16 protein-coding genes are annotated in these 21,089 nt (G+C 73.5%); 8 read left to right on the forward strand and 8 right to left on the reverse strand.

Features of this window, described 5'->3' with window-relative positions; all coding sequences use genetic code 11:
• Positions 1-16: 16 nt before the first annotated feature.
• The 3 genes from ACH4F6_RS14780 (at position 17) to ACH4F6_RS14790 (ending at position 3,836) form a co-directional block, all read left to right on the forward strand.
• The gene (locus tag ACH4F6_RS14780) at positions 17-1,633 is read left to right on the forward strand and encodes a glycoside hydrolase family 13 protein (RefSeq protein ID WP_397960522.1); all 1,617 of its coding nucleotides are present in this window, start codon (positions 17-19) and stop codon (positions 1,631-1,633) included.
• Between the two features lie 173 nt (positions 1,634-1,806).
• Complete coding sequence (locus tag ACH4F6_RS14785) at positions 1,807-2,010, forward strand: cold-shock protein (RefSeq protein ID WP_030575165.1); 204 nt, start codon at positions 1,807-1,809, stop codon at positions 2,008-2,010.
• Positions 2,011-2,096: 86 nt separating this feature from the next.
• Positions 2,097-3,836, forward strand: coding sequence for a DEAD/DEAH box helicase (locus ACH4F6_RS14790; protein ID WP_397960523.1), 1,740 nt, complete (start codon positions 2,097-2,099; stop codon positions 3,834-3,836).
• Between the two features lie 84 nt (positions 3,837-3,920).
• Here the strand turns inward: ACH4F6_RS14790 and ACH4F6_RS14795 are convergent, their stop codons facing one another.
• Complete coding sequence (locus ACH4F6_RS14795) at positions 3,921-4,358, reverse strand: glutaredoxin domain-containing protein (RefSeq protein ID WP_397960524.1); 438 nt, start codon at positions 4,356-4,358, stop codon at positions 3,921-3,923.
• Positions 4,359-4,595: 237 nt separating this feature from the next.
• On the opposite strand from ACH4F6_RS14795, the gene ACH4F6_RS14800 reads away from it, so the two are divergent.
• On the forward strand, positions 4,596-5,348 hold the full coding sequence (locus ACH4F6_RS14800) for a YqjF family protein (RefSeq protein WP_397960525.1): 753 nt from the start codon (positions 4,596-4,598) through the stop codon (positions 5,346-5,348).
• Positions 5,349-5,487: 139 nt separating this feature from the next.
• Positions 5,488-6,090 carry a sugar O-acetyltransferase gene (locus ACH4F6_RS14805; RefSeq protein WP_397960526.1) on the forward strand — a complete coding sequence of 201 codons (603 nt, stop codon included), beginning with the start codon at positions 5,488-5,490 and terminating at the stop codon, positions 6,088-6,090.
• A gap of 59 nt (positions 6,091-6,149) precedes the next feature.
• Here ACH4F6_RS14805 and ACH4F6_RS14810 read toward each other — a convergent pair whose 3' ends face one another.
• Positions 6,150-7,052: an NAD-dependent protein deacetylase gene (locus ACH4F6_RS14810; protein WP_397960527.1), complete on the reverse strand. Its 903-nt coding sequence runs from the start codon at positions 7,050-7,052 to the stop codon at positions 6,150-6,152.
• 438 nt (positions 7,053-7,490) lie between these two features.
• On the opposite strand from ACH4F6_RS14810, the gene ACH4F6_RS14815 reads away from it, so the two are divergent.
• From ACH4F6_RS14815 to ACH4F6_RS14825, 3 genes are all read left to right on the forward strand, one after another.
• Entirely contained in the window at positions 7,491-9,665 is a 2,175-nt protein-coding gene (locus ACH4F6_RS14815) for an FG-GAP-like repeat-containing protein (protein WP_397960528.1), read from the forward strand.
• Between the two features lie 218 nt (positions 9,666-9,883).
• On the forward strand, positions 9,884-11,680 hold the full coding sequence (locus tag ACH4F6_RS14820) for a chitinase (protein WP_397960529.1): 1,797 nt from the start codon (positions 9,884-9,886) through the stop codon (positions 11,678-11,680).
• A gap of 348 nt (positions 11,681-12,028) precedes the next feature.
• Entirely contained in the window at positions 12,029-13,141 is a 1,113-nt protein-coding gene (locus ACH4F6_RS14825) for an ABC transporter substrate-binding protein (RefSeq protein WP_397960530.1), read from the forward strand.
• A 103-nt stretch (positions 13,142-13,244) separates the two neighbouring features.
• Here ACH4F6_RS14825 and ACH4F6_RS14830 read toward each other — a convergent pair whose 3' ends face one another.
• From ACH4F6_RS14830 to ACH4F6_RS14855, 6 genes are all read right to left on the reverse strand, one after another.
• The gene (locus ACH4F6_RS14830) at positions 13,245-13,721 is read right to left on the reverse strand and encodes a hypothetical protein (RefSeq protein ID WP_397960531.1); all 477 of its coding nucleotides are present in this window, start codon (positions 13,719-13,721) and stop codon (positions 13,245-13,247) included.
• 63 nt (positions 13,722-13,784) lie between these two features.
• Entirely contained in the window at positions 13,785-16,097 is a 2,313-nt protein-coding gene (locus tag ACH4F6_RS14835; RefSeq protein ID WP_397960532.1) for an FdhF/YdeP family oxidoreductase, read from the reverse strand.
• Between the two features lie 35 nt (positions 16,098-16,132).
• Positions 16,133-16,651 carry an SRPBCC family protein gene (locus ACH4F6_RS14840; protein ID WP_397960534.1) on the reverse strand — a complete coding sequence of 173 codons (519 nt, stop codon included), beginning with the start codon at positions 16,649-16,651 and terminating at the stop codon, positions 16,133-16,135.
• A 199-nt stretch (positions 16,652-16,850) separates the two neighbouring features.
• Entirely contained in the window at positions 16,851-17,648 is a 798-nt protein-coding gene (locus tag ACH4F6_RS14845; protein WP_397960535.1) for a hypothetical protein, read from the reverse strand.
• Positions 17,649-17,912: 264 nt separating this feature from the next.
• On the reverse strand, positions 17,913-18,539 hold the full coding sequence (locus ACH4F6_RS14850; protein WP_397960536.1) for a glyoxalase: 627 nt from the start codon (positions 18,537-18,539) through the stop codon (positions 17,913-17,915).
• A gap of 135 nt (positions 18,540-18,674) precedes the next feature.
• Positions 18,675-21,047 (reverse strand): SpoIIE family protein phosphatase, encoded by a 2,373-nt coding sequence (locus ACH4F6_RS14855; RefSeq protein WP_397960538.1) that lies wholly within the window; start codon positions 21,045-21,047, stop codon positions 18,675-18,677.
• Positions 21,048-21,089: the final 42 nt, after the last annotated feature.

Below are 21,089 nucleotides of genomic sequence, written 5' to 3' on the forward strand. Positions count from 1 at the left end.
CCGAAAGGACCGTCACGTGGCAGCCCCGCACCCCGACAAGACCCCCGCCCCCTCGGACGACTGGTGGCGTGGCGCTGCCATCTACCAGATCTACCCCCGCAGTTTCGCCGACGGCGACGGCGACGGCACCGGGGACCTGGCGGGCGTACGGGCGAGACTGCCCTACCTCGCCGAACTCGGCGTCGACGCCATCTGGTTCACCCCCTGGTACCTCTCCCCGCTCGCCGACGGCGGCTACGACGTCGCCGACTACCGCACCGTCGACCCCGCCTTCGGCACCCTCCAGGAGGCCGAGGAACTGATCACCGAGGCCCGCGCCCTCGGCATCCGCACCCTCGTGGACATCGTCCCCAACCACGTCTCCGACCAGCACCCCTGGTTCCGGGCCGCGCTCGCCGCCGGCCCCGGCAGTCCCGAACGCAAGCTGTTCCACTTCCGCCCCGGACGCGGCGAGCACGGCGAACTGCCGCCCAACGACTGGCCGTCGCAGTTCTCCGGCCGGACGTGGACCCGCGTCGAGGACGGCGAGTGGTACCTGCACCTCTTCACCCCCCAGCAGCCCGACCTCAACTGGGCCCACCCGGCCGTCCGCGAGGAACACGAGGAGGTCCTGCGGTTCTGGTTCGCGCGGGGCGTGGCCGGGGTGCGCATCGACTCGGCGGCCCTGCCCGCCAAGGACCCCGACCTCCCGGACTTCGTCGAGGGCCGCGACCCCCACCCGTACATCGACCGCGACGAACTGCACGAGATCTACCGTTCCTGGCGGCGCGTCGCCGACGCCTACGGCGCGATCTTCGTCGGCGAGGTCTGGCTGCCGGACGCCGAGCGCTTCGCCCGCTACCTGCGCCCCGACGAACTCCACACCGCCTTCAACTTCACCTTCCTCGCCTGCCCCTGGGACGCCGGCCGGCTGCGCGCCGCCATCGACGGCACCCTCGCCGAGCACGCCCCGGTCGGCGCGCCGGCCACCTGGGTGCTGTGCAACCACGACGTGACCCGCACGGTCACCCGCTACGGCCGTGAGGACACCGCCTTCGACTTCGCCGCCAAGGAGTTCGGCACCCCGACGGACCTGACGCTCGGCACCCGCCGGGCCCGCGCCGCCGCCCTCCTGACCCTCGCCCTGCCCGGCTCCGTCTACCTCTACCAGGGCGAGGAACTCGGCCTGCCCGAGGCCGACGTCCCGCTCGAGCGCATCCAGGACCCGATGCACTTCCGCTCCGGCGGCACCGACCCCGGCCGCGACGGCTGCCGCGTCCCGCTGCCCTGGACCGCCGACGCTCCCTACGCCGGGTTCGGCTCGCGCACCGAACCCTGGCTGCCGCAGCCCGCCGGCTGGTCCGCGTACGCGGCCGACCTCCAGGCCGCCGACCCCGGCTCGATGCTGGTCCTCTACCGCACCGCACTGCGCCTGCGCCGCACCGAAGCGGCCCTCGGCGACGGGCCCCTGGAGTGGCTGCCCGCCCCGGCCGGAGTCCTCGCCTTCCGCCGGACGCCCGGCCTGGTCTGCGTGGTCAACCTGGCCGCCGCCCCGGCCGGCCTGCCGGAGCACGATCACGTCCTCCTCGCCAGCGGCCCGCTGGACGCCGACGGCAGACTGCCCGCCGACACGGCGGTCTGGCTGCGCGCGTGAGCGCCCCGCACCCGCCCCTCACTCCCGGGCCGCCGAACTGTGCTAAGGTTCAGGCGTTGCAGTTGTGGTACCCATGAACCTATGTGCGCCTGACGGGAATGTTCATCCATCAGGCGCATTATTTGTTTTCCGGCATCTCCGGATGGGGCCTCTGCCTACAGAAGGAGAAAGTCATGGCACAGGGCACCGTGAAGTGGTTCAACTCTGAAAAGGGTTTCGGCTTCATCCAGCAGGACGGCGGCGGCCCCGACGTCTTCGCCCACTACTCGAACATCGCGACCCAGGGCTTCCGTGAGCTGCAGGAGGGCCAGCGGGTCTCCTTCGACGTCACGCAGGGCCAGAAGGGTCCGCAGGCGGAGAACATCGTCCCCGCCTGATCGCGGACACGTGTCCGCTCACCGGGGTCCGCACCGTCGTGGTGCGGACCCCGGTTTGTGCTGTATCCAGGAAGGCAGATCACCGCATGTCCCGTAGGCCCCAGAAGTCGAACCGGCGCGCCTCGTCCCCTCCTCCGTCCGCGCCGTCGCCGCGGGAATTCCGGTTGCCGGAAAGCACGACACCCGCGCTTCCCGCCGTCGAGGACTTCGCCGGCCTGGACATGCCCGCGGGGCTGCTGAAGACCCTCGTCGCGCAGGGCGTGACCACCCCCTTCCCCATCCAGGCCGCCACCCTGCCCAACTCGCTGGCCGGCCGTGACCTGCTGGGGCGAGGACGCACCGGCTCCGGCAAGACCCTCGCGTTCGGGCTGGCGCTCCTGGCCCGCACGACCGGACTGCGCGCGGAGCCCAGGGCGCCCCTCGCCCTGGTGCTCGTGCCCACCCGGGAACTCGCCCAGCAGGTGGCGGACGCACTGACCCCCTACGCGACCGCGGTGAACCTCCGGCTGGCCACCGTGGTCGGCGGACTGTCCATCACCAAGCAGGCCGCGACGCTCCGGCGGGGCGCGGAGGTCCTCGTGGCGACTCCCGGCAGGCTCAACGACCTCGTGGAACGCGGGGACTGCGTGCTCGACGACGTCCGCATCACGGTGCTGGACGAAGCCGACCAGATGACCGACATGGGCTTCCTGCCGCAGATCACCAAGGTGATCCAGCGAGTGCGGCCCGACGGACAGCGCATGCTCTTCTCGGCCACCCTGGACCGCAACATCGACCGCCTGGTGCAGCGGTTCCTGACCGACCCCGTGGTGCACTCCGTGGACCCGTCCGCGGGAGCGGTGACCACCATGGAGCACCATGTGCTCCACGTCCTGGACGAGACCGACAAGAAGGCCGTCACCACGCGCATCGCGGCCCGTGACGGCCGGGTCATCCTCTTCCTCGACACCAAGAGGTCCGCCGACCGGCTCGCCAAGCGGCTGCTCGCCGTAGGCGTCCGCGCGGCGGCCCTGCACGGGGGCCGCTCCCAGCCGCAGCGCAACCGCACCTTGGAGCAGTTCAAGAACGGCCAGGTCACCGCCCTGGTGGCGACGAACGTCGCGGCCCGGGGCATCCACATCGACGACCTCGACCTCGTCGTGAACGTCGATCCCCCCACGGACCACAAGGACTACCTCCACCGGGGCGGCCGCACGGCCCGCGCCGGCGGTTCCGGCAGCGTGGTCACGCTGGTCCTGCCCGACCAGAAGCGGGACGTCACCCGGCTCATGTCGGACGCGGGCATCCGCCCCCGGACGGCCCGCGTCACGTCGAGCGACGCGGAGCTGGCCACCATCACCGGCGCCCGCGAGCCTTCCGGTGTGGCCGTCACCATCGAGGTCCCCCAGCCGGCGACACCGGCGCAGTCCCGCCCGGACGGCAAGACGGGCGCCAAGCCCGGCAGGCGATCCGGCCGCCGACGCCGGAACGGCGGCGAGGCCGACGCGGCGACGGGCACCACTCCCGGCACGGGCGGCCGCGGCGCCGACCGGCGGACCGCCGCCGGGACGGCGGCGTCCGGTGGCGGCTCGGCGGGCCGCGGGCGCGGTTCTGCCCGCCGGGCGGGATCCGGCGGGGCCGCGGGCGGTGCCGCCGGCGCGGGCGGCCGCGGCTCCGACCGCCAGTCCGCGGCCGGTGCGGCGACCGGCGCAGCCTCCGGCAAGACGGTCCGCGGATCCGGCCGCCGGCCGACGGGATCGACGACCGGCGGAGCCACGGGCGGCCCTGCCGGGACCGGCGGCCGAGGCTCCGACCGCCGGGGCGGCCGCCGCACCTCCGCCTCCTAGCCGGCACCGGGCACGGAGGGCCGGACGGCGGCGGTCCGGCCGGTGCCGTCGCGGCCCGCGGACGCCCCTACGGCATCCGCCCGATCACGTGGAGGAGGCGAGCTGTTCGCGCACCCATGCGGGATCAGGGTTGACGTGCGGCTGCCCCGCCACGAGGACGGTCGGCACGGTCTCGTCGCCGTCGTTGGCCGCTCTCGCCGCGGCCGCTCCGGCCGGGTCCCGCCAGATGTCCACCCAGTACATCCGGCGGGCGCTGCGGCCCAGCCGGACGCGCAGTCGCAGGCAGTACGGGCAGCCCGGCCGCCACAGGACGATCGGCCGGCCGTCGAGCGCGCTGCGACGCCGTGCCTCCGTCAGCCCGATCGACCTCGGGAAGACCAGAGGCGAGTTCAGGCCCGCGAGCAGCAGGAACACCAGCAGGAGTGCCGCGGCTGCGCCGGGGCTCCCTTCGAGGAACCGCTCAGCCGCGACGGCTGAGCCGCAGAGCACGAACAGTGTCGACAGCATCCAGGCGCGCATCATGACGCCGCAGACTACCGATCGGCCGACACGCTCGCCGCGGCCGGCCGGCTCCACCCGCGCACGCGTCGGCCGCGGGAGGGGCCTCCGCCCGGCCACGCGCCCCGACGACGGACGCACGGCCACGGCGAAGGCCGTGCGGGCGGCGCGCGTCCGCGGCCCCGGCGGTCCGACGGTGCGGCCGGCGCCCGCCGGGCGAGGACGGCGGCACGGCAGGGGCGACGATGGCATGCTGGCGTCGTGCACACGCCAGCTCCGGTCACCCCCGACGCCCCCGGCGCCATAGCCTTCCCGCTCCTCACGCAGCAGTGGCTCGACCTGTGCTTCGTCCACTGGTCCGTCGCACCGGAGACGGTGGCGGGGCTGCTGCCGCGGGGGACCGTTCCCGACACGCACGACGGGGTGACCTACGTCGGACTCGTCGCCTTCCGGATGCACCGGGTCGGCTGGTTCCGGCTGCCCGGGGTGCCGTACCTCGGGTCGTTCCCGGAGACCAACGTCCGCCTGTACTCGGTCGACGGACACGGACGGCGAGGGGTCGTCTTCCGGTCGATGGACGCGGCACGGCTGATCCCGGTCGCGATGGGGCGGGCCGGCTTCCGGCTGCCGTACCTGTGGTCCCGGATGAGCGTGCGCACGTCCGGCGGCACCGTCACCTACACCGGTTCCCGCCGCTGGCCCGGCCCGCGAGGCGCGTACAGCCGTCTCACGGTGCGCCCCGGCGAGCGCATCGCGGAGCCGACCGAGCTGGAGCACTTCCTCACCGCGCGCTGGGGGATGCACAACGCCTTCCTCGGCGGGGCCGCCTACCTCCCCAACCACCATCCGCGCTGGCCCCTGCACCGCGCCGAGCTGGTCGAGTGCGAGGAGAACCTGATCGCCGCGGCCGGGCTCCCCGCGCCGCGCGAGCAGCCGGTCAGCGTCCTGTACTCCCCGGGCGTACCGGTGAGCCTGGGCCGCCCGTCCCGTCCGGCGGGCATCCCCACCCCCTGAAGCCCTCGTCCACGCCGATCGACTCCGATGCCGGGAAGCGGGAACGAGGGCGGAGGGGCGCGCATAGGCTGTGAGCGCGCGGTCGACGGGGGCGCGCCGGGCCTGCGCCCGAGGGCTTGCACGAACGGAGCGTTCCGCTGTGCCGCATGCTCACGAGGAAGACGTCCTGGCCCGGATCGCCAAGGGACTCGTCTACACCGAGTCGGAGGCGGCCTTCCAGGCCCCTCGGCGCCGCACCGAGCAGATCTTCGAGTACAACCACACACCGCCCGGCGAGACGGAGAAGCGTCGCTCGCTGCTCGTCGCGATCTTCGGCTCGGTCGGTGAACGCACGGTGCTGCTGCCGCCGTTCCACGCCGGGTTCGGCAGCAACGTCCACATCGGGGACGACTTCTTCGGGAACGTGAACCTCACGTTCGTCGACGACGTGGACATCCGCATAGGCGACGGTGTCATGATCGCTCCGAGCGTGACACTGACCACGACGGGACACCCGGTGCATCCCTCGCGGCGCGCCGACTTCGGGCGGTTCTCGGAACCGATCGTGATCGAGGACAAGGTGTGGATCGGCAGCAACGCAGTGGTCCTGCCCGGCGTCCGTATCGGATACGGATCGGTCATCGGCGCCGGCAGCGTCGTCAGCCGCAGCATTCCTCCGATGACCGTCGCGTTCGGAACGCCGTGCCGGGTGGTCCGGTCCATCACGGACGAGGACCTCGCCACACGCACCGCCGGGGAGTAGCGCCTCGGCCGGACGGCGTTGCCCGGACGCGGTGAGGTCCGGCGGCTGCGCCGCAGCCGTCACCGCCTCGTGGCCCGACCGCCGGTGGGGACGTCCAGCCGGTCGGCCAGGGTGGTGAGGGCGGTTCCCAGCGGCAGGGCGACACGGGTGAGGGCGTGCCGGTCGCCCCTGGTCGGGTCCCGGTTGATGATCAGCACCGGCTTTCCGGCCTCGGCCGCCTGACGGACGAACCGGAGCCCGGACATCACCGTCAGCGAGGAGCCCAGGACCAGCAGCGAGGTCGCCTCACGGACCAGCCGGCGGCAGTGTTCGACCCGCTCCGGTGGGACGGCCTCGCCGAAGAAGACGACGTCCGGTTTGAGGACGCCGCCGCAGACGGTGCAGGGCAGTACGCGGAAGTCGCCGACCTGTTCGTCGGTGAGGTCGGCGTCACCGTCCGGGTTGATCCCGGCGGCCACCGGCTCGAAGCCCGCGTTGGCCTCCTCCAGCCGCAGGGCGAGCTCCCGGCGCGGGCTGAAGGCGCCGCAGGAGAGGCAGACGACCCGGTCCAGGCTTCCGTGGAGTTCCACGACGTCCTCGCTGCCGGCGGCCTGGTGCAGACCGTCGACGTTCTGGGTGATCACACCCGAGAGCAGGCCGTGCCGTCCGAACGCGGCCACGGCCCGGTGACCGGCGTTGGGGCGGGCCCGGCCGAAGGTGCGCCAGCCGAGGTGGCTGCGCGCCCAGTAGCGCCGCCGGGCCCGGGCGTCGGCGGTGAAGTCCTGGTAGGTCATCGGGGTGTGCCGGCTCAGGCTCCCGCCCTCGCCCCGGTAGTCGGGGATGCCCGACTCCGTGGAGATGCCCGCCCCGCTGAGCACCAGTACGCCGCCGGTGCCCAGCGCGGCGGCCACCGGCTCGAGGTCCGTGGTGCCCGGCGGCACGTCCCCGGTGGGGACCCAGTCGAGGGTGGGGCGCATGCGCATGCCGCCAGGGTACGGAACCCGACGAGCGGGGCGCGTGCCGGCCGTGACCGCGGACCGCGGACCGCGGGGTCTCCGGGAGGGCGACGCGGATCGCACGGGTCCCGCGGAAGACCGACGGCCCGTGGACCGGGGCCTCGCCGGCCGAGGTCCGGCCCGTGGACCGGGGTCCCGCCGACCACGGCCCGGCCCGCACTCGGGACGGCCCGCCGGGGACGTGCCCGGGCAGGGCCCGGGGCGGCGGGTCACGCCGGAGGGCGACCGCGGGGGCGTGCCCGCGTGGGCGCCGGCGGGCGTGGCCGGTGCAGCCGCCGACGGCGGCGCGGGGCCGCACCCGGCGGCGGCCTCCCGGGAACGGCCGCTCCGTACAACCAGCCGGGCGCCCGGAGGGTCAAAGCCTCCGAGACGGCGACGGGACTCCTCGTCCACCAGGGGGCTGACATGACCACTCGCAGGATCAGACACACCTCGCTCACCATCGGGACCGCCGTGGCGCTGGCGGTCGGCGGCCTCGGCCTCCTGCCGGCGCCCGCGTCCGCCTCGCCGGGCGCGCCGCGAGCGGCGGACGACGAGATCGTGTTCCCGCTCGGCACCAGGGGCGACCTCAGCGCCACCATCGAGACGCTCGCGCTGGGCGGCGGGAAGCTCAGCGTGCTGGGGACGGCCGACCCCGAGCCGAAGCGCGGGCTGTGGGAGTTCGACCTCCCGGCCGTCGGCACCCCGCAGCCGGGGCCCCGGCAGCTCGCGGCCTCCCAGGTCTGGACGGACTACCCGTGCGAGGGCGTCGACCCCGCGGAGTACACGTGCAGCGGGTTCTTCTCCCGGCTGTGGGCGCTCGGCGACGGCCGGGTCGCCTTCATGACGCCGTTCGGCAGCCAGGAGGCCCTCGGCGGCGGTGCGCCGAAGGCCGAGCTCGGACTCGGCCCGTTCTCCTGGGAGTCCCCGGACCGTGTCGTGGCGGCCGGAGGTTCGTACGTCGCGATCGACGACGGGGGCGTGCAGCGCGTCGGCTCCTTCGACCCGGGCGTGCCCTACCCGGGACAGGTCCACACCCGGGCCGTCACCGCGGTGTCCCTGTGGGGCACGAAGCTCTGGAAACCGGGCAGCACCGCCGGCACGGTCAACTCCTACGACCTGGTCACCAAGGCGAGCTCCGCGAACGTGACGCTCGGCTCCGGCTGCGTCCCCGACGACCTGCAGGCGGTCGGGAGGTGGCTGTACTGGCGCTGCTCCGCGTCGGACAAGGCCGGGGTGTGGGACCACGGCACCGGCAGGAACATCCCCGTCCCCGGCGCGCTGCCGGCCGAGGCGGGCGACGGCTACCTGATCCAGCAGTCCGAGGACGGGCGGACGGTGACGCTCACCGACTTCCACCTCGGCGGAGGCCACCCGGCCGCCACCACCCCCTTCTTCACGGTCCCCGAGGGCACGTGGATCGACATGCTGACCGTCGACCGGTACGGCGGCCACGTGGCCTACGCCGACGGCGAGCGGATGATCCACATCCGGCCGGTGACGGTGCCCCGGTCGCGCATCAGTCTCTTCGACTGGCGCGCGGACTCCGCCGTGGACCTGCGCACGACGGCCGACCCCCGGTGGGAGGGCACCTGGCGGTTCACCCGCCCGCCCGCCTCCTGGAAGCTCACCGTCAAGGACGCCTACGGCGCCACCGTCCGCACCCTCACCGGCGGCTCCCACGAGGGCGCCGCCGTCCGCGTCGCCTGGGACGGCAAGGACGACGCGGGCGAGAAGGCGGTGAGCGGCCGCTACCACTGGACCATGACCGTGGACCCAGGCGACGGCGGAGCCGTCCGCACCCTCCCGGCCGGGAGCTTCTGGCTCTCCGGCGGCCGGTCCGCCGTCCGCGACGCCGACACCGACGGCTACGGCGAGCTGTACACGATGACCGGCGGCGGCCTGCTCGAGGTCCACCGGTTCTCCGGCGGCAGGCTGACCACCTCCCGCGGCTGGTCGGGCTGGAACCCGGGCACCCGCTTCGTCCCCGTCGGCGACATGACCGGCGACGGCTGCTCCGACCTGCTCAGCAAGACCACCGACGGCAAGCTGTACCGGCACTCCGGCGGTTGCGCCGGCGTCTACCTGCCCGACGCCGGGCGCACCCTGGTCGGCTCCGGCTGGAGCGGTTTCGACACCGTCGTCGCCGCCGACGACTTCACCGGTGACCACCGCCCCGACCTGCTGGCCCGCCAGGCCTCGACCGGTTACCTCTACCTGTACAGGTCCAACGTCCACGGCCTGCTGGACCCGGGCGTGCGCGTCGGCACCGGATGGAAGGGCTACACCGTCGTCGGCGCCGCCGACGTGACCGGCGACGGCATCGGCGACCTCGTCGCACGCGACGCCGGCGGCGAGCTGTGGCGTTACGACGGCAACGGCACGGGCGGCTTCAAGCCGCGGACGCTGGTGTTCCGGGACTGGGGCGCCGGCCGCGACACGATCACCACGGTCGGCGACGTGACCGGCGACGGCTTCCCCGACCTGGTCTCCCGCACCACCGACGGCAGGCTGCTGCGCAACAAGGGCTGGGGCGACGGCACGTTCAGCGCCACCTACGTCCTGGCCTCCGGCTGGCAGACGTACCGCGCGCTGTTCTGAGCGGGCACCGGTCCGGCGCGCGCGGCCCGCCTGCCGGATCCAGCCGGGGCACGGCCCGCGCCCGGGCGGTGCGCGCGCGGGCCGTGCCGTACGGTCTCCCGGCGTCCGGGCCGTGGGGGAGGAGGGGCGGTGTCGGCCGGAGCCCTTGACAAGTGAATTGGTCTGGACCAAGTTGGGCTGGCTCCACGCCCCGAACACCCCCTCACCCGGAGGCACTTGTGGACCGCACCAGACCCGTCCTGGCCCTCCTCACGGCCGCGGCCCTGGCCGTGCCCGCCCTCACCGCGCTCTCGTCGCCCGCCCGCGCGGCCGACGCCGACCTCGCCCGCAACGGCGGCTTCGAGGCAGGCCTCGACGGCTGGACCTGCACGGCCGCCAGGACGGTCACCAGCCCCGTGCGCACCGGCGGCTCGGCGCTCCAGGCGACCCCGGCCGGCAGCGACCACGCTCAGTGCTCGCAGACCGTCACCGTGCAGCCCGACTCCCCGTACACGCTGTCCGGTTACGTCCGCGGCTCCTACGTCTACCTCGGCGCGAGCGGCACCGGCACCACCGACGTCTCCACCTGGACCCAGTCCGCCCCCGACTGGCAGCGGCTCACGACCACCTTCCGCACCGGCGCGTCCACCACCCGCGTGACGATCTACACGCACGGCTGGTACGGCACCGGCGCGTACCACGCCGACGACGTCACCCTCATCGGCCCCGGTGCCCCGGCCGGTCAGCCGCCCGCCGCGCCGGCCGGTCTGCGGACCACCGCCGTCACCTCCTCCGGCGTCGCCCTGTCCTGGTCGGCGGTGAGCGGCGCGACGGGCTACGCGGTCTACCGCGACGGAGTCAAGGTGCAGACGGTGGGCGGGACTTCGGCCACCGTCACCGGTCTGTCGGCGTCGACGGCGTACAGCTTCCAGGTGACCGCCGTGAACGACGCCGGCGAGTCCGCGAAGTCGGCCGCGGTGACGGCGACGACGACCGCCGGACCGGGCGGCGGCTCCGGCGGCCTGCCGGCCCACGCCCTGATCGGCTACCTCCACGCGAGCTTCGCCAACGGCTCCGGCTACACCCGGCTGGCCGACGTCCCCGACAGCTGGGACGTCATCGACCTGGCCTTCGGCGAGCCCACGTCCATCACCTCGGGCGACATCCGCTTCACCCGCTGCCCCGTCACCGAATGCCCCAACGTCGAGAGCGACGCCGACTTCAAGGCCGCCATCAAGGCCAAGCAGGCGGCCGGCAAGAAGGTGCTCATCTCGATCGGCGGCCAGAACGGCCAGGTCCAGCTCACCACGACGGCGGCCCGCGACACCTTCGTCTCCTCCGTCTCGAAGATCATCGACCAGTACGGCCTCGACGGACTGGACATCGACTTCGAGGGCCACTCGCTGTCGCTGAACGCCGACGACACCGACTTCAAGAACCCCAGGACACCGGTGATCGTCAACCTGATCTCGGCGCTGAAGACCCTGAAGGCGAAGTACGGCTCCGCGTTCGTCCTCAGCATGGCCCCCGAGACGTTCTTCGTGCAGATGGGCCACCAGTACTACGGCACCGGCCAGTGGGGCGGCCAGGACCCCCGATGCGGGGCGTACCTGCCGGTGATCCACGCGCTTCGCGACGACCTGACCCTGCTGCACGTCCAGGACTACAACTCCGGTCCGATCATGGGCCTCGACCACCAGTACCACTCCATGGGCGGCGCGGACTTCCACATCGCCATGACCGACATGCTCCTCACCGGCTTCCCGGTGGCCGGCAACGCCGCCGACGTCTTCCCGCCGCTGCGCCCGGACCAGGTCGCGATCGGCATGCCCGCGTCGGTCAACGCGGGCAACGGCCACGTCGCTCCGGCGGAGGTCACCAAGACCCTCGACTGCCTGACGAAGAAGACGAACTGCGGCTCCTACGCCACCCACGGCACCTGGCCCGCCCTGCGCGGCCTGATGACGTGGTCGGTCAACTGGGACCGGTTCGCGGGCTGGGAGTTCCAGCGGACCTTCGACGGCTACTTCGGCTGACGACCGGACCCCCGGTGCGGGTTCTCGCAGCTCGTGGCACGGGCCGCACTCGCTGGCCGGGGGCTCCGCCGCTGTCTCACGTCGATGCGCCGGCTGCGCCGAAACCGAAGGGGGCGGCGATCGACGGGATGCCGGGACGGCAGGCGGACGGCGTGCTCCGTCGACGAGTCGAGGGGACCGCTGAACGGATTCCGGTTGCCTGCCGGCGGTGGTGGTGGATGCAATGTCCGGCATGGTCACCCAGGTGCGCCCGCCACGGCGAGATGCGACGAACGCGCATCGCCGGGCCCTGCCGCTCCGCGATCCGGGTGAGCCCCCACCGAGACGCCCCACGGGAAGAGGCCAGGAATGAAGACGCCGGCATCGCCGTCCGGAACGGTACGGACCGATGGATCAGCTGTTCGGATCGGCGCTCTCGTGCCGCTGACCCGGCCCGGCTGGGTCGAGGCGGGCCGACACCTGCTCGCCGGACTCGAGCTGGCCGTCCGTGACGTCAACGACGCCGGCGGGATCGCCGGACGACCACTCGAACTGGTGGTGCGGGACACCGCGGCCGATCCGCTGAGGGCCGCGGCGGCCGTGGACGAACTGGCCCGCCTGGGCGTCGCCGCCCTCGCGGGGGAGTACCACAGCGTCGTCGCCCGCGCCGCCGCCGCCCGGGCCGACGCCCTCGGTCTGCCGTTCCTCTGCTCGTCGGCGGTCCTCGACGCGCTGACCGACCGGCCGACGGACCGGGTCGCGCGCCTCGCCCCGGCGCAGTCCCACGGCTGGCGGACCTACGCGGACTTCCTCCTCGGCGCGGGCCACGGCCGCATCGCCGTGGCGACCGAGCCGAGCGTCTACTGGGCGTCCGGCGTCCGCATCCTGCGGGAGCACCTCGCTCCGCGCGGCGGCACCGTCGTCGAACTCGACCTGCGCGCGCTCACCCCCGCGGCGGTGTGCGGCGAACTCCTCGACAAGGGTGCGACGGCCCTTCTGCTCCTCGTCGGCCACCCGGAGCCGGCGGTGTCGACCGTCAAGTCCGTCCGCCGCGACCCACGCCTCGCCGGGGTCATGATCGGTGCTCCGGCCGGGCAGCCGGAGTTCGCCGAATGGGCGACGCTGCTCGGCGCCGACGGCGCCGCGATTCCCTTCCTGCGCTACCTGCCCGAGCGCCTCGGCCCCCTCGGCGCACGAGTCGAGCAGTGCCTCCGCGAGCGACTGGCCGCAGCGCCCTCCTTCGTCGCCTTCGAGGGCTACGACACGGTCGCCGTCCTCGCCGAGGTGCTGCGCTCCCACGGCGCGGACCGGGCCCGCACGGCCGAACCCTGGCCGCGCGTCCGGGTCGAAGGCACCCGGGGCCTGATCCGGTTCTCCCGAACGCCGGGCATCAGCGTCTGGCACTGGACCCGGACGCCCGTCCAGGTCGTCGATCGAGACCCGGCACGACCCGACCGCTTCCGGGTCCTGCACACCGGCTGAGCCGCTCGTCGAGGTGCGGTGCTCCACCGGTCGGGTCGCCGCGGCGTCGGGCCGGGGACGCCGTCGGCCGTGCCACGGCGACGGGGGCCGACCGACGGGGCCGTCAGTCCCATGAGTTGAAGAGCACCCCGCCCAAGGTGGTGATGCCGTACGAGCGCACCTCGCGCCATTCGCCCCGGGTCAGGACCGACGTGTCGACGTCCGAGAGGGGCAGGGTGAGCTGCGCGCGATCGAGCACGGCGAACCCGTGGTCGGTGAAGGCGTGGGCCCACGGCGGAGGGGCGAGGAACTCCTCGGTGTACCACTCCCGGCGTTCCCGGGCGAAGGCCGTCCAGGGGTGGTGGGCGTGGCACAGGACGGTCCACTCGCCGGCGCCGTCGACGACCGTCGCGGTGTGGAACGTACGAGGGTAGGCCTGTTCCTCCAGGTCGCCCACCCGGCCGCCGGCTGCCCGGGCGGCCGCGTACAGGGCGGCGCGGAACGTCCGCAGGTCGGTCTCCGGCAGCGGCCCGTCCTTCGGACGGAAGAAGCCGGTGGCGCCCCGTGGCAGGGTGAACGCTGCGTCCTCGTCTGCGGCCATGGGGCTCATTCTGCCGGGGGAGGACCCGCCGGCGCCTCCTTCGCTCCGTCCCCGTGGACGCGGTCAGGCCCGGACGCCGTCCGGCCGGGGCGCCGCGGGCTCCAGACGGACCACGATCGCCTTGTACGCCGGCTGGTTGCTTCCCTCGGCCACGCTGTCCAGGGGCACCAGCACGTTGGTCTCGGGGTAGTACGCGGCGGCGCAGCCCCGTGCCGTCGGGTACGGGACCACGCTGAAGTCCTCGGCGCGGCGTTCGACGTCGTCGGCCCAGACGCTGACCAGGTCGACGTTCTGCCCGGTGACCAGGCCGAGTCCGGCCACGTCGTCGGGGTTGACGAGCACCACTCGGCGACTTCCGTGGATGCCCCGGTAACGGTCGTCGGAGGTGTAGGGCACGGTGTTCCACTGGTCGTGGGAGCGCAGGGACTGCAGCAGCAGGTGCCCTTCGGGTGCCCGCAGCACCTCGCAGGTGTTGCGGGTGAACAGGGCCCTGCCGGCGCCGTTGGGGTACACGCCCTCGTTGACCGGGTTCGTCAGCGGGATCCCACCGGGGCGGATCACGCGCCGGTTGTAGTCGTGCAGTCCCGGGACGACGCGGGAGATGCAGTCGCGGATCGTGCCGTAGTCGGCCTCGAACCGCTCCCAGGGGATGTCGGGCGTCCGGCCGAGGGTGCGGCGGGCGAGCCGGGTCAGGATGGCGACCTCGCTGAGCAGCAGCGAGGAGGCCGGCCGCAGCCGCCCGCGGGAGGTGTGCACCTCGCTCATCGAGTTCTCCACGGTCACGAACTGCTCCCCGCCCGCCTGCACGTCCCGCTCCGTGCGGCCCAGGGTGGGCAGGATGAGCGCGGTCTCGCCGCACACGGTGTGGGACCGGTTGAGCTTGGTGGAGATGTGGGCGGTCAGCCGGCAGGTGCGCATCGCCTCCTCGGTGACCGCGCTGTCGGGTGCGGCCCGGACGAAGTTGCCGGCCAGGGCGAGGAAGAACCTGATGCGGCCCTCGCGCATCGCCTTGATGGCGTTCACGGAGTCCACTCCGTGAGCGCGCGGCGGGTCGAAGCCGAACTCCTGTCGCAGGGCGTCGAGGAAGGAGTCCGGCATCCGCTCCCAGATGCCCATCGTGCGGTCGCCCTGCACGTTGCTGTGCCCGCGCACCGGGCAGGCGCCGGTGCCGGCCCTGCCGACGTTGCCGCGCAGCAGCAGGAAGTTGACGATCTCCCGGATGGTCGGGACGGCGTGCTGGTGCTGGGTGATCCCCATGGCCCAGCAGACGATGACGCGTTCGCTGCGCAGCACCTCGTCGCGGACCTGCTCGATCTCCTCGCGGGTCAGGCCGGTCGCGGCGAGGACGTCGCTCCAGTCGACGCCGCGGACGTGCTCGGCGAACTCCTCGAAGCCGGAGGTGTCGCCGCGGATGAAGTCGTGGTCCAGCACCTCGCCCGGCCGGGCGTCCTCGGCCTCCAGCAGCAGCCGGTTGACCGCCTGGAACAGGGCCAGGTCGCCACCGGCGCGGATGTGCAGGAAGCGGTCGGCGATCTGGACACCCCGCCCGATCACCCCGCGCGGCCTTTGCGGGTTCTTGAACCGGCGCAGCCCGGTCTCCGGCAGTGGGTTGACCGCGATGATGCGGGCGCCGTTGCGCTTGGCCTCCTCCAGCGCGGACAGCTGTCGCGGGTGGTTGGACCCGGGGTTCTGCCCCACCAGGAAGATCAGGTCGGTGTGGTGCAGGTCGTGGAGGCTGACCGTCCCCTTGCCGGTGCCCAGCGTCTCGTGCAGGGCGTAGCCGCTGGACTCGTGGCACATGTTGCTGCAGTCGGGCAGGTTGTTGGTGCCCAGCGCCCGGGCGAACAGCTGCAGCACGAACGCGGCCTCGTTGCCGGCCCTGCCCGAGGTGTAGAAGACGGCCTCGTCGGGGGAGGCGAGCGAGGTCAGTTCTCCGGCCATGAGCCCGAAGGCGTCGTTCCAGCTGATCGGCTCGTAGTGGTCCGAGCCCGGCCGCTTCACCATCGGCTCGGTCAGCCGGCCCTGCTGGTTCAGCCACGTGTCGGAGCGTCCGGCGAGTTCGGAGACCGGGTGTTCGCGGAAGAAGGCGGCGGTGACGCGCCGCGTCGTCGCCTCGTCGTTGATGTGCTTGGCGCCGTTCTCGCAGTACTCGTTGCGGTGCCGGTGGCCCGGGGCGGGATCCGCCCACGCGCAGCCGGGGCAGTCGATGCCGTCCACCTGGTTCATGGTCAGCAGCGTCTCTCCCGCGCGCCGGGCGGACGTCTCCTCCAGGGAGTACTCCAGCGCGTGCACCACCGCGGGCACGCCCGCGGCCCAGTCCTTGGGCGGGGTCACGGTCAGGGCCTCGTTCGGCTCCTCGCCGGGCGCCTTCTTCATCGGATCGCCTCTCGCTCCACGTTGCTCCCGGGGGATCAGCCGACGGGCCAGCAGGGCACTCCGCTCTCCTGCCGTTCCGGTTCCGTACGGCGCGGGCGGCCGTTGCGGACGGTGCCCCTCCAGGCCCCGCTCTCCGCCCCCAGCCCCTCGATGTACCGCTTGAAGTGCCGCAGCTCTCCGCGCACGACACGACCGGCGAGCGTCGGGACGCAGGTGAGCAGGCCGGCGGCGCCGCGCGGTGCGATCTCCATCCGCACGGTGACCGCGGTGCCGCCGTTCGCCGTGGGCGCGAACGACACCTCGCCCCGGTGGGCGGGACGCCTGTCGAGACTGCGCCAGACCAGGTGGGAGTCGGGTTCCTGTTCCACGATCTCGGCCCTGAACTCGCCGCGCAGCGGCCCGACGGCGATCGTCCACGAGGTGAGGGCCGGTGTGATCTGGTCGACCCGCTTCACCGTGGTCATGAACCGGGGGAAGCCCTTGAACTGCGTCCACTGGTTGTACGCGGTGCGCACCGGGACCGCGATCTCGATCGTCTCGTCAACGCTGTGCATGGCCCACCCATCATCGGTGCCCCTGGCCCCAGTCTCGCCGCACGTCCGGCGACCCGCCACACGGAACGTGCCGCGCACCCCCGTCCTCGGTGGGGCAGCCACCCCTGTCGGGCGAGCCCTGACCAGGGAGGGCGGTGGGGAGGCCGCGGGGTCGAGACCACCGGTGATCGGCCGTCGGCGTGCCGACCGCGCCCGCCGCCTACGGCCCGCCGTGGAAGAAGCCGGACCTCAGGTCACCGATGACGGCGTCGAGGGGATGCCCGCTGACGACGAACGGCCCGTTCCAGGACGCGCTGAGCGCGAAGAGCAGGGCCAGGCTCAGCCCCACCACGCTCGCGACCCCCACGATGAGCAGTGACGTGCGCAGGCTGCTGCGGAAGACCAGTGCGCCGGAGTTCGCGATCAACGCCAGTCCGCTGACCGCGAGTGTGACGACGTAGAGCGTGGGGACGTCGCGTGAGGCGGCCGCGACACGGGCGCGGCGGCTGCTGGTGACGGCGTCCAGGGAGGCCACCAGTTCCGTGCCGGTAGGGGTCGCCACCTGGGGCCGGGCCGCCTCGGTGCGCACGGCGCGCTCCAGCCGTGCGATCGCGTGGGCGGTGGCCGGGTCGCCGGCGGACGCCGCCGCCGCGCCTTTCCATTCCTTGGCCCGCGTGTTCCGCAGGTAGTCCAGCAGCGCCGCGTGGATCGGCTCCGACCGGACCTGCGGACTCGTCGCCGCCCACGCCAGGCGGGAGGTCGCGGCCGCCTCCTCGCTCACCAGCGCCTCCGCCGCGCGCAGGTAGCCGGCCTCGCTGGCCAGTGACAGCGCGGCGAAGATCGCGAAGGCGGCGCCGAGCGTCGGCATCAGGGGCGTGGCGATCTGCGGCACCCGGTCGTGTTCCGCGACCGGTACGAGGGCCCGGACGCCGACCCGGGCCACGGCCGCGACCAGCAGGGCGAGCACGAGCCCGCCCACGACCAGCACCACCGCCGGCAGCGAGGTCAACCAGTTCACCACATCACCTCCGGCGCGTTTCCCACGAGAGCCGTACGGCGGCGGTGCATGGTTCCCCGCGACCTGGAGCGCCTCGTCGATCACTTCCCGTGAGCGCCCATGATCACAGGCCGAGGAGCCGGGACACCGGCGACGCCCGGTACGGCGTCCCGTTCCGTAGGCCGAACAGCCCAGTACGGCCGTGGTTCCCGGCTGTCGGCGCACCGGGCGGGCCGGTACGCCGTGGGGCGGATGTCCCGTGCCGTGCACCCGCGCCCACCCGGTTCACACCGACGCGGTCCGCGACGCGGTCGTCCACGCGAAGCCGTCCGGGTCGGTGAAGGGCCCGGCGTCGCCGCCGATCACGAGCCGGTGCGACCCGGTGCCGTCGGGGGAGACGCCGGCGACCTTGGCCAGGGCACGGCGCTTGTACAGCGCCAGTTTGACCGAACCGGTCCCGGTGGCGAACTCGACGTACTTGCTGCCGAAGCTCTTCGCCACGGCGAGGCCGCGGTCGGCGTAGAACCGCTTGCTGGCCTTCACCTCCTCGACGCCGAGCAGGAGCACGATCTCGTCGAACCGGCCGGTGGCCGGGGCGGTGTCCTTCTTCGACGACGACGCGACCTGCCAGATCGTCCCGTCCGGGGCCTGCAGGACGCCTCCGTAACCCCACAGGGACCTGGTGGCGGGCTTCAGCGTCGTCGCGCCGGCGCCCACGGCCGCGTCGACGAGGGCGTCGACGTCGGCCGGCCGGGACGTCACGAGCGACAGCGTGAACCCGCGGAAGCCGGTCGTCGGCGCCTGCGAGGCCTGCAGGCGGATCCGGTCGTCCAGGCCGAAGGCGGTGGTGTAGAAGCGGTGGGCGGCGGCGGGGTCGGCCACCTCGAGGGTGACGGATGCGAGGGAGGTCATGACGACGACGTTAGGCGCGGCTCCGCGACCCGTGCTTCTCGATTCCTGACCGGAACACCCGGCACGGATTTCTCCGGGGCGACCGCCGGCGCGCCGGCGGCCGGTCGCGGCGGGGGCGTCCGGTGCGACGTGCGGCTAGGGCAGGGCCAGTTCGGCCCAGATGGTCTTCCCGGACGAGGTGTAGCGCGTGCCCCAGCGCTGGGACACCTGGGCGACGAGGAACAGACCGCGGCCTCCCTCGTCGTCACGGCGCGCCCGCCGCAGGTGGGGTGCGGTGTGCGCCGTGTCGGAGACCTCGCACAGCAGGAAGCGGTCCCTGATCAGCCTCAGCTTGACGGGCCCGGTGGCATACCGCATGCCGTTGGTGACCAGCTCGCTCACCACGAGTGCGGCGGTGAACGACAGGTCGGACAGGCCCCAGGCCGCCAGCTGCCGCTCGGTGTGGGTGCGGGCGTGAGCCACCATGGCCGCGTCGGACGGCAGCTCCAGGTCCGCCACGTGATCGGCGTCGAGACGCCGGGTGCGCACCAGCAGCAGCGTGGCGTCGTCCGCCTGCGGTCCGGGCGGCAACGTCGACAGGGCCCGGTCGCACAGCTCCTCCACCGGGCACCGCTGCCAGGTGAGCACGTGGGCCAGGCGGTCGATCCCGCTGTCGATGTCGGTGCGCCGGTCCTCGACGACGCCGTCGGTGAAGAACGCCACCACGCTGCCGCTGGACAGGCTCAGCTCGACGTTCTCGTAGGGCAGGCCGCACAGCCCGAGCGGCGGTCCCGGGGCCAGCGCGGACCAGGCCACCGAGCCGCTCGCGTCGGCCACGATGGGCGGGGGATGACCCGCGCTCGCCCAGACGCACCGGCCGCCGACCGGGTCGTAGATCGCGTAGAGACACGTCACCCCGAGCGCCTCGTCGCCCGGCCCGTCCTCCTCGGAGGACTCCGCGTCCTGCGCGACCAGGTCGTCGAGCCGGGTGAGCAGCTCGGCCGGATCCAGGTCCAGCAGGGCCAGGGTCCGTACGGTGGCGCGCAACCGGCCCATGGTCGCGGCCGCGTGGACGCCGTGCCCCACCACGTCGCCCACGGTCAGGCCCACTCTGGCGCCGGACAGCGGGATCACGTCGAACCAGTCGCCGCCCACGCCCACGCGGCTGTCGGCGGGCAGGTAGCGGTACGCGATGTCGACCGCGTTCTGCTCGGGCAGGTGCTGGGGCAGCAGGCTTCGCTGCAGCACCAGGGCCGCCTCGTGCTGGCTGGTGTAACGGCGGGCGTTGTCGATGCCGACGGCGGCTCGCTCGGCGAGTTCCACGGCGAGCGTCTGCTCCTCGGCCCCGAAGGGGTCGGGATTGCTGCTGCGCCGGAAGGTGGCGAGCCCCAGGACCGCGTCGCGGGTGAGCAGCGGGACGAAGAGGCAGGAGTGCGAGGCGGCCGGTCCCCGCCCGTCCGGCGCCCCGGGCGAGGAGGCCTCGACGACGGGGCGGCTGGTGGCCAGGCTCAGGGCCTGCGGTGACGACGGCGGGTAGGAGACGGGAGTGGTCCGGAACTCGTCCTGGGTCCGGCCGTGCATCCGCAGCAGACCGTGCCCCGGCGCCGAGCCCGTCGGCGGCTGCCGTCCCTCGACGACCGCCGGCGGCAGATCCACCAGCACCTCGTCGGCCAGCTGCGGTACGGCCACGTCGGCGAGCTCCGCGGCCGTGCGCCGCACGTCCAGCGAGGCGCCGATCCGCTTTCCCGCCCGCACCAGCAGCGACAGGCGTTCCTGGGCGCGGTAGCGGTCGGTGATGTCCAGGGACTCCTCGAACGACCCCAGCAGTTCGCCCCGGGCGTCCTGCAGCCGGTGGTAGGAGCAGGACCAGACGTGCTCGCGCACCGGGTCGACGGGGGCACGCCCGCGGTAGTGCATGCCGATGATCGGTTCCCCGGTCGTCAGGACGTGCTCCAGCACCTGCTCCTCGTCCGGGGGATGGTGGCGGGAGATGAACTCCCCTTCGGGGAAGAGATCCGTGGCCGGCCGGCCCACGTAGTCCGCGATCCCCGCGAGCTCCAGATCGGTCGAGACGTTCCCCCAGACCACACGCATGTCGGTGTCGAAGATCGTCAGGCCCACGGGAGACTCGGTCGCCAGTCCCTGCAGCATGGCCAACTGCGCCTCCCAGCCGCGCAGTTCCTCCAGGTCGGCCGCGACGACGACGGTCGCGGCGGGGCCGCGGTGCGCGAGCGGGGCGAACGTGACGGCCGCGCGCACGGTGCGTCCGTCGTGACAGCACAGGTCCAGGACGGTGCTGCGGGGCCCGTGCGCCCTGCAGAGGCCGGACAGCCGCTGCCCCGGGGTCGCCGCGAGCAGCCGGGCGGCCGGCCGGCCCAGCATGTCCTCGGGCGAGTGTCCGAGGAGGCGCTGCGCGGAGGATCCCCATCCGGAGATGCGGCCTTCGTCGTCCAGCACCGCGGTGGCGGCCTTGGAGAGGTCCAAGGGACTGTGGAAGTCGACGTCGGCCGCCTTCGGAAAACGATCCATGACCACCGCTTCCCTTCGTGCTCCCTCAGCATCCCGTGCCGC

The organism is Streptomyces sp. NPDC017936 (assembly GCF_044328485.1).
Taxonomy (GTDB): domain Bacteria; phylum Actinomycetota; class Actinomycetes; order Streptomycetales; family Streptomycetaceae; genus Streptomyces.

Excerpts from the sequence above, each read along its gene's own strand:
- ACH4F6_RS14785 (WP_030575165.1), top strand. The coding sequence starts at position 1,807 with ATGGCACAGGGCACCGTGAAGTGGTTCAACTCTGAAAAGGGTTTCGGC.
- ACH4F6_RS14790 (WP_397960523.1), top strand. The coding sequence starts at position 2,097 with ATGTCCCGTAGGCCCCAGAAGTCGAACCGGCGCGCCTCGTCCCCTCCT.
- ACH4F6_RS14795 (WP_397960524.1), bottom strand. The coding sequence starts at position 4,358 with ATGATGCGCGCCTGGATGCTGTCGACACTGTTCGTGCTCTGCGGCTCA.
- ACH4F6_RS14810 (WP_397960527.1), bottom strand. The coding sequence starts at position 7,052 with ATGCGCATGCGCCCCACCCTCGACTGGGTCCCCACCGGGGACGTGCCG.
- ACH4F6_RS14815 (WP_397960528.1), top strand. The coding sequence starts at position 7,491 with ATGACCACTCGCAGGATCAGACACACCTCGCTCACCATCGGGACCGCC.
- ACH4F6_RS14825 (WP_397960530.1), top strand. The coding sequence starts at position 12,029 with ATGAAGACGCCGGCATCGCCGTCCGGAACGGTACGGACCGATGGATCA.
- ACH4F6_RS14830 (WP_397960531.1), bottom strand. The coding sequence starts at position 13,721 with ATGGCCGCAGACGAGGACGCAGCGTTCACCCTGCCACGGGGCGCCACC.
- ACH4F6_RS14835 (WP_397960532.1), bottom strand. The coding sequence starts at position 16,097 with ATGAAGAAGGCGCCCGGCGAGGAGCCGAACGAGGCCCTGACCGTGACC.
- ACH4F6_RS14840 (WP_397960534.1), bottom strand. The coding sequence starts at position 16,651 with ATGCACAGCGTTGACGAGACGATCGAGATCGCGGTCCCGGTGCGCACC.
- ACH4F6_RS14850 (WP_397960536.1), bottom strand. The coding sequence starts at position 18,539 with ATGACCTCCCTCGCATCCGTCACCCTCGAGGTGGCCGACCCCGCCGCC.
- ACH4F6_RS14855 (WP_397960538.1), bottom strand. The coding sequence starts at position 21,047 with ATGGATCGTTTTCCGAAGGCGGCCGACGTCGACTTCCACAGTCCCTTG.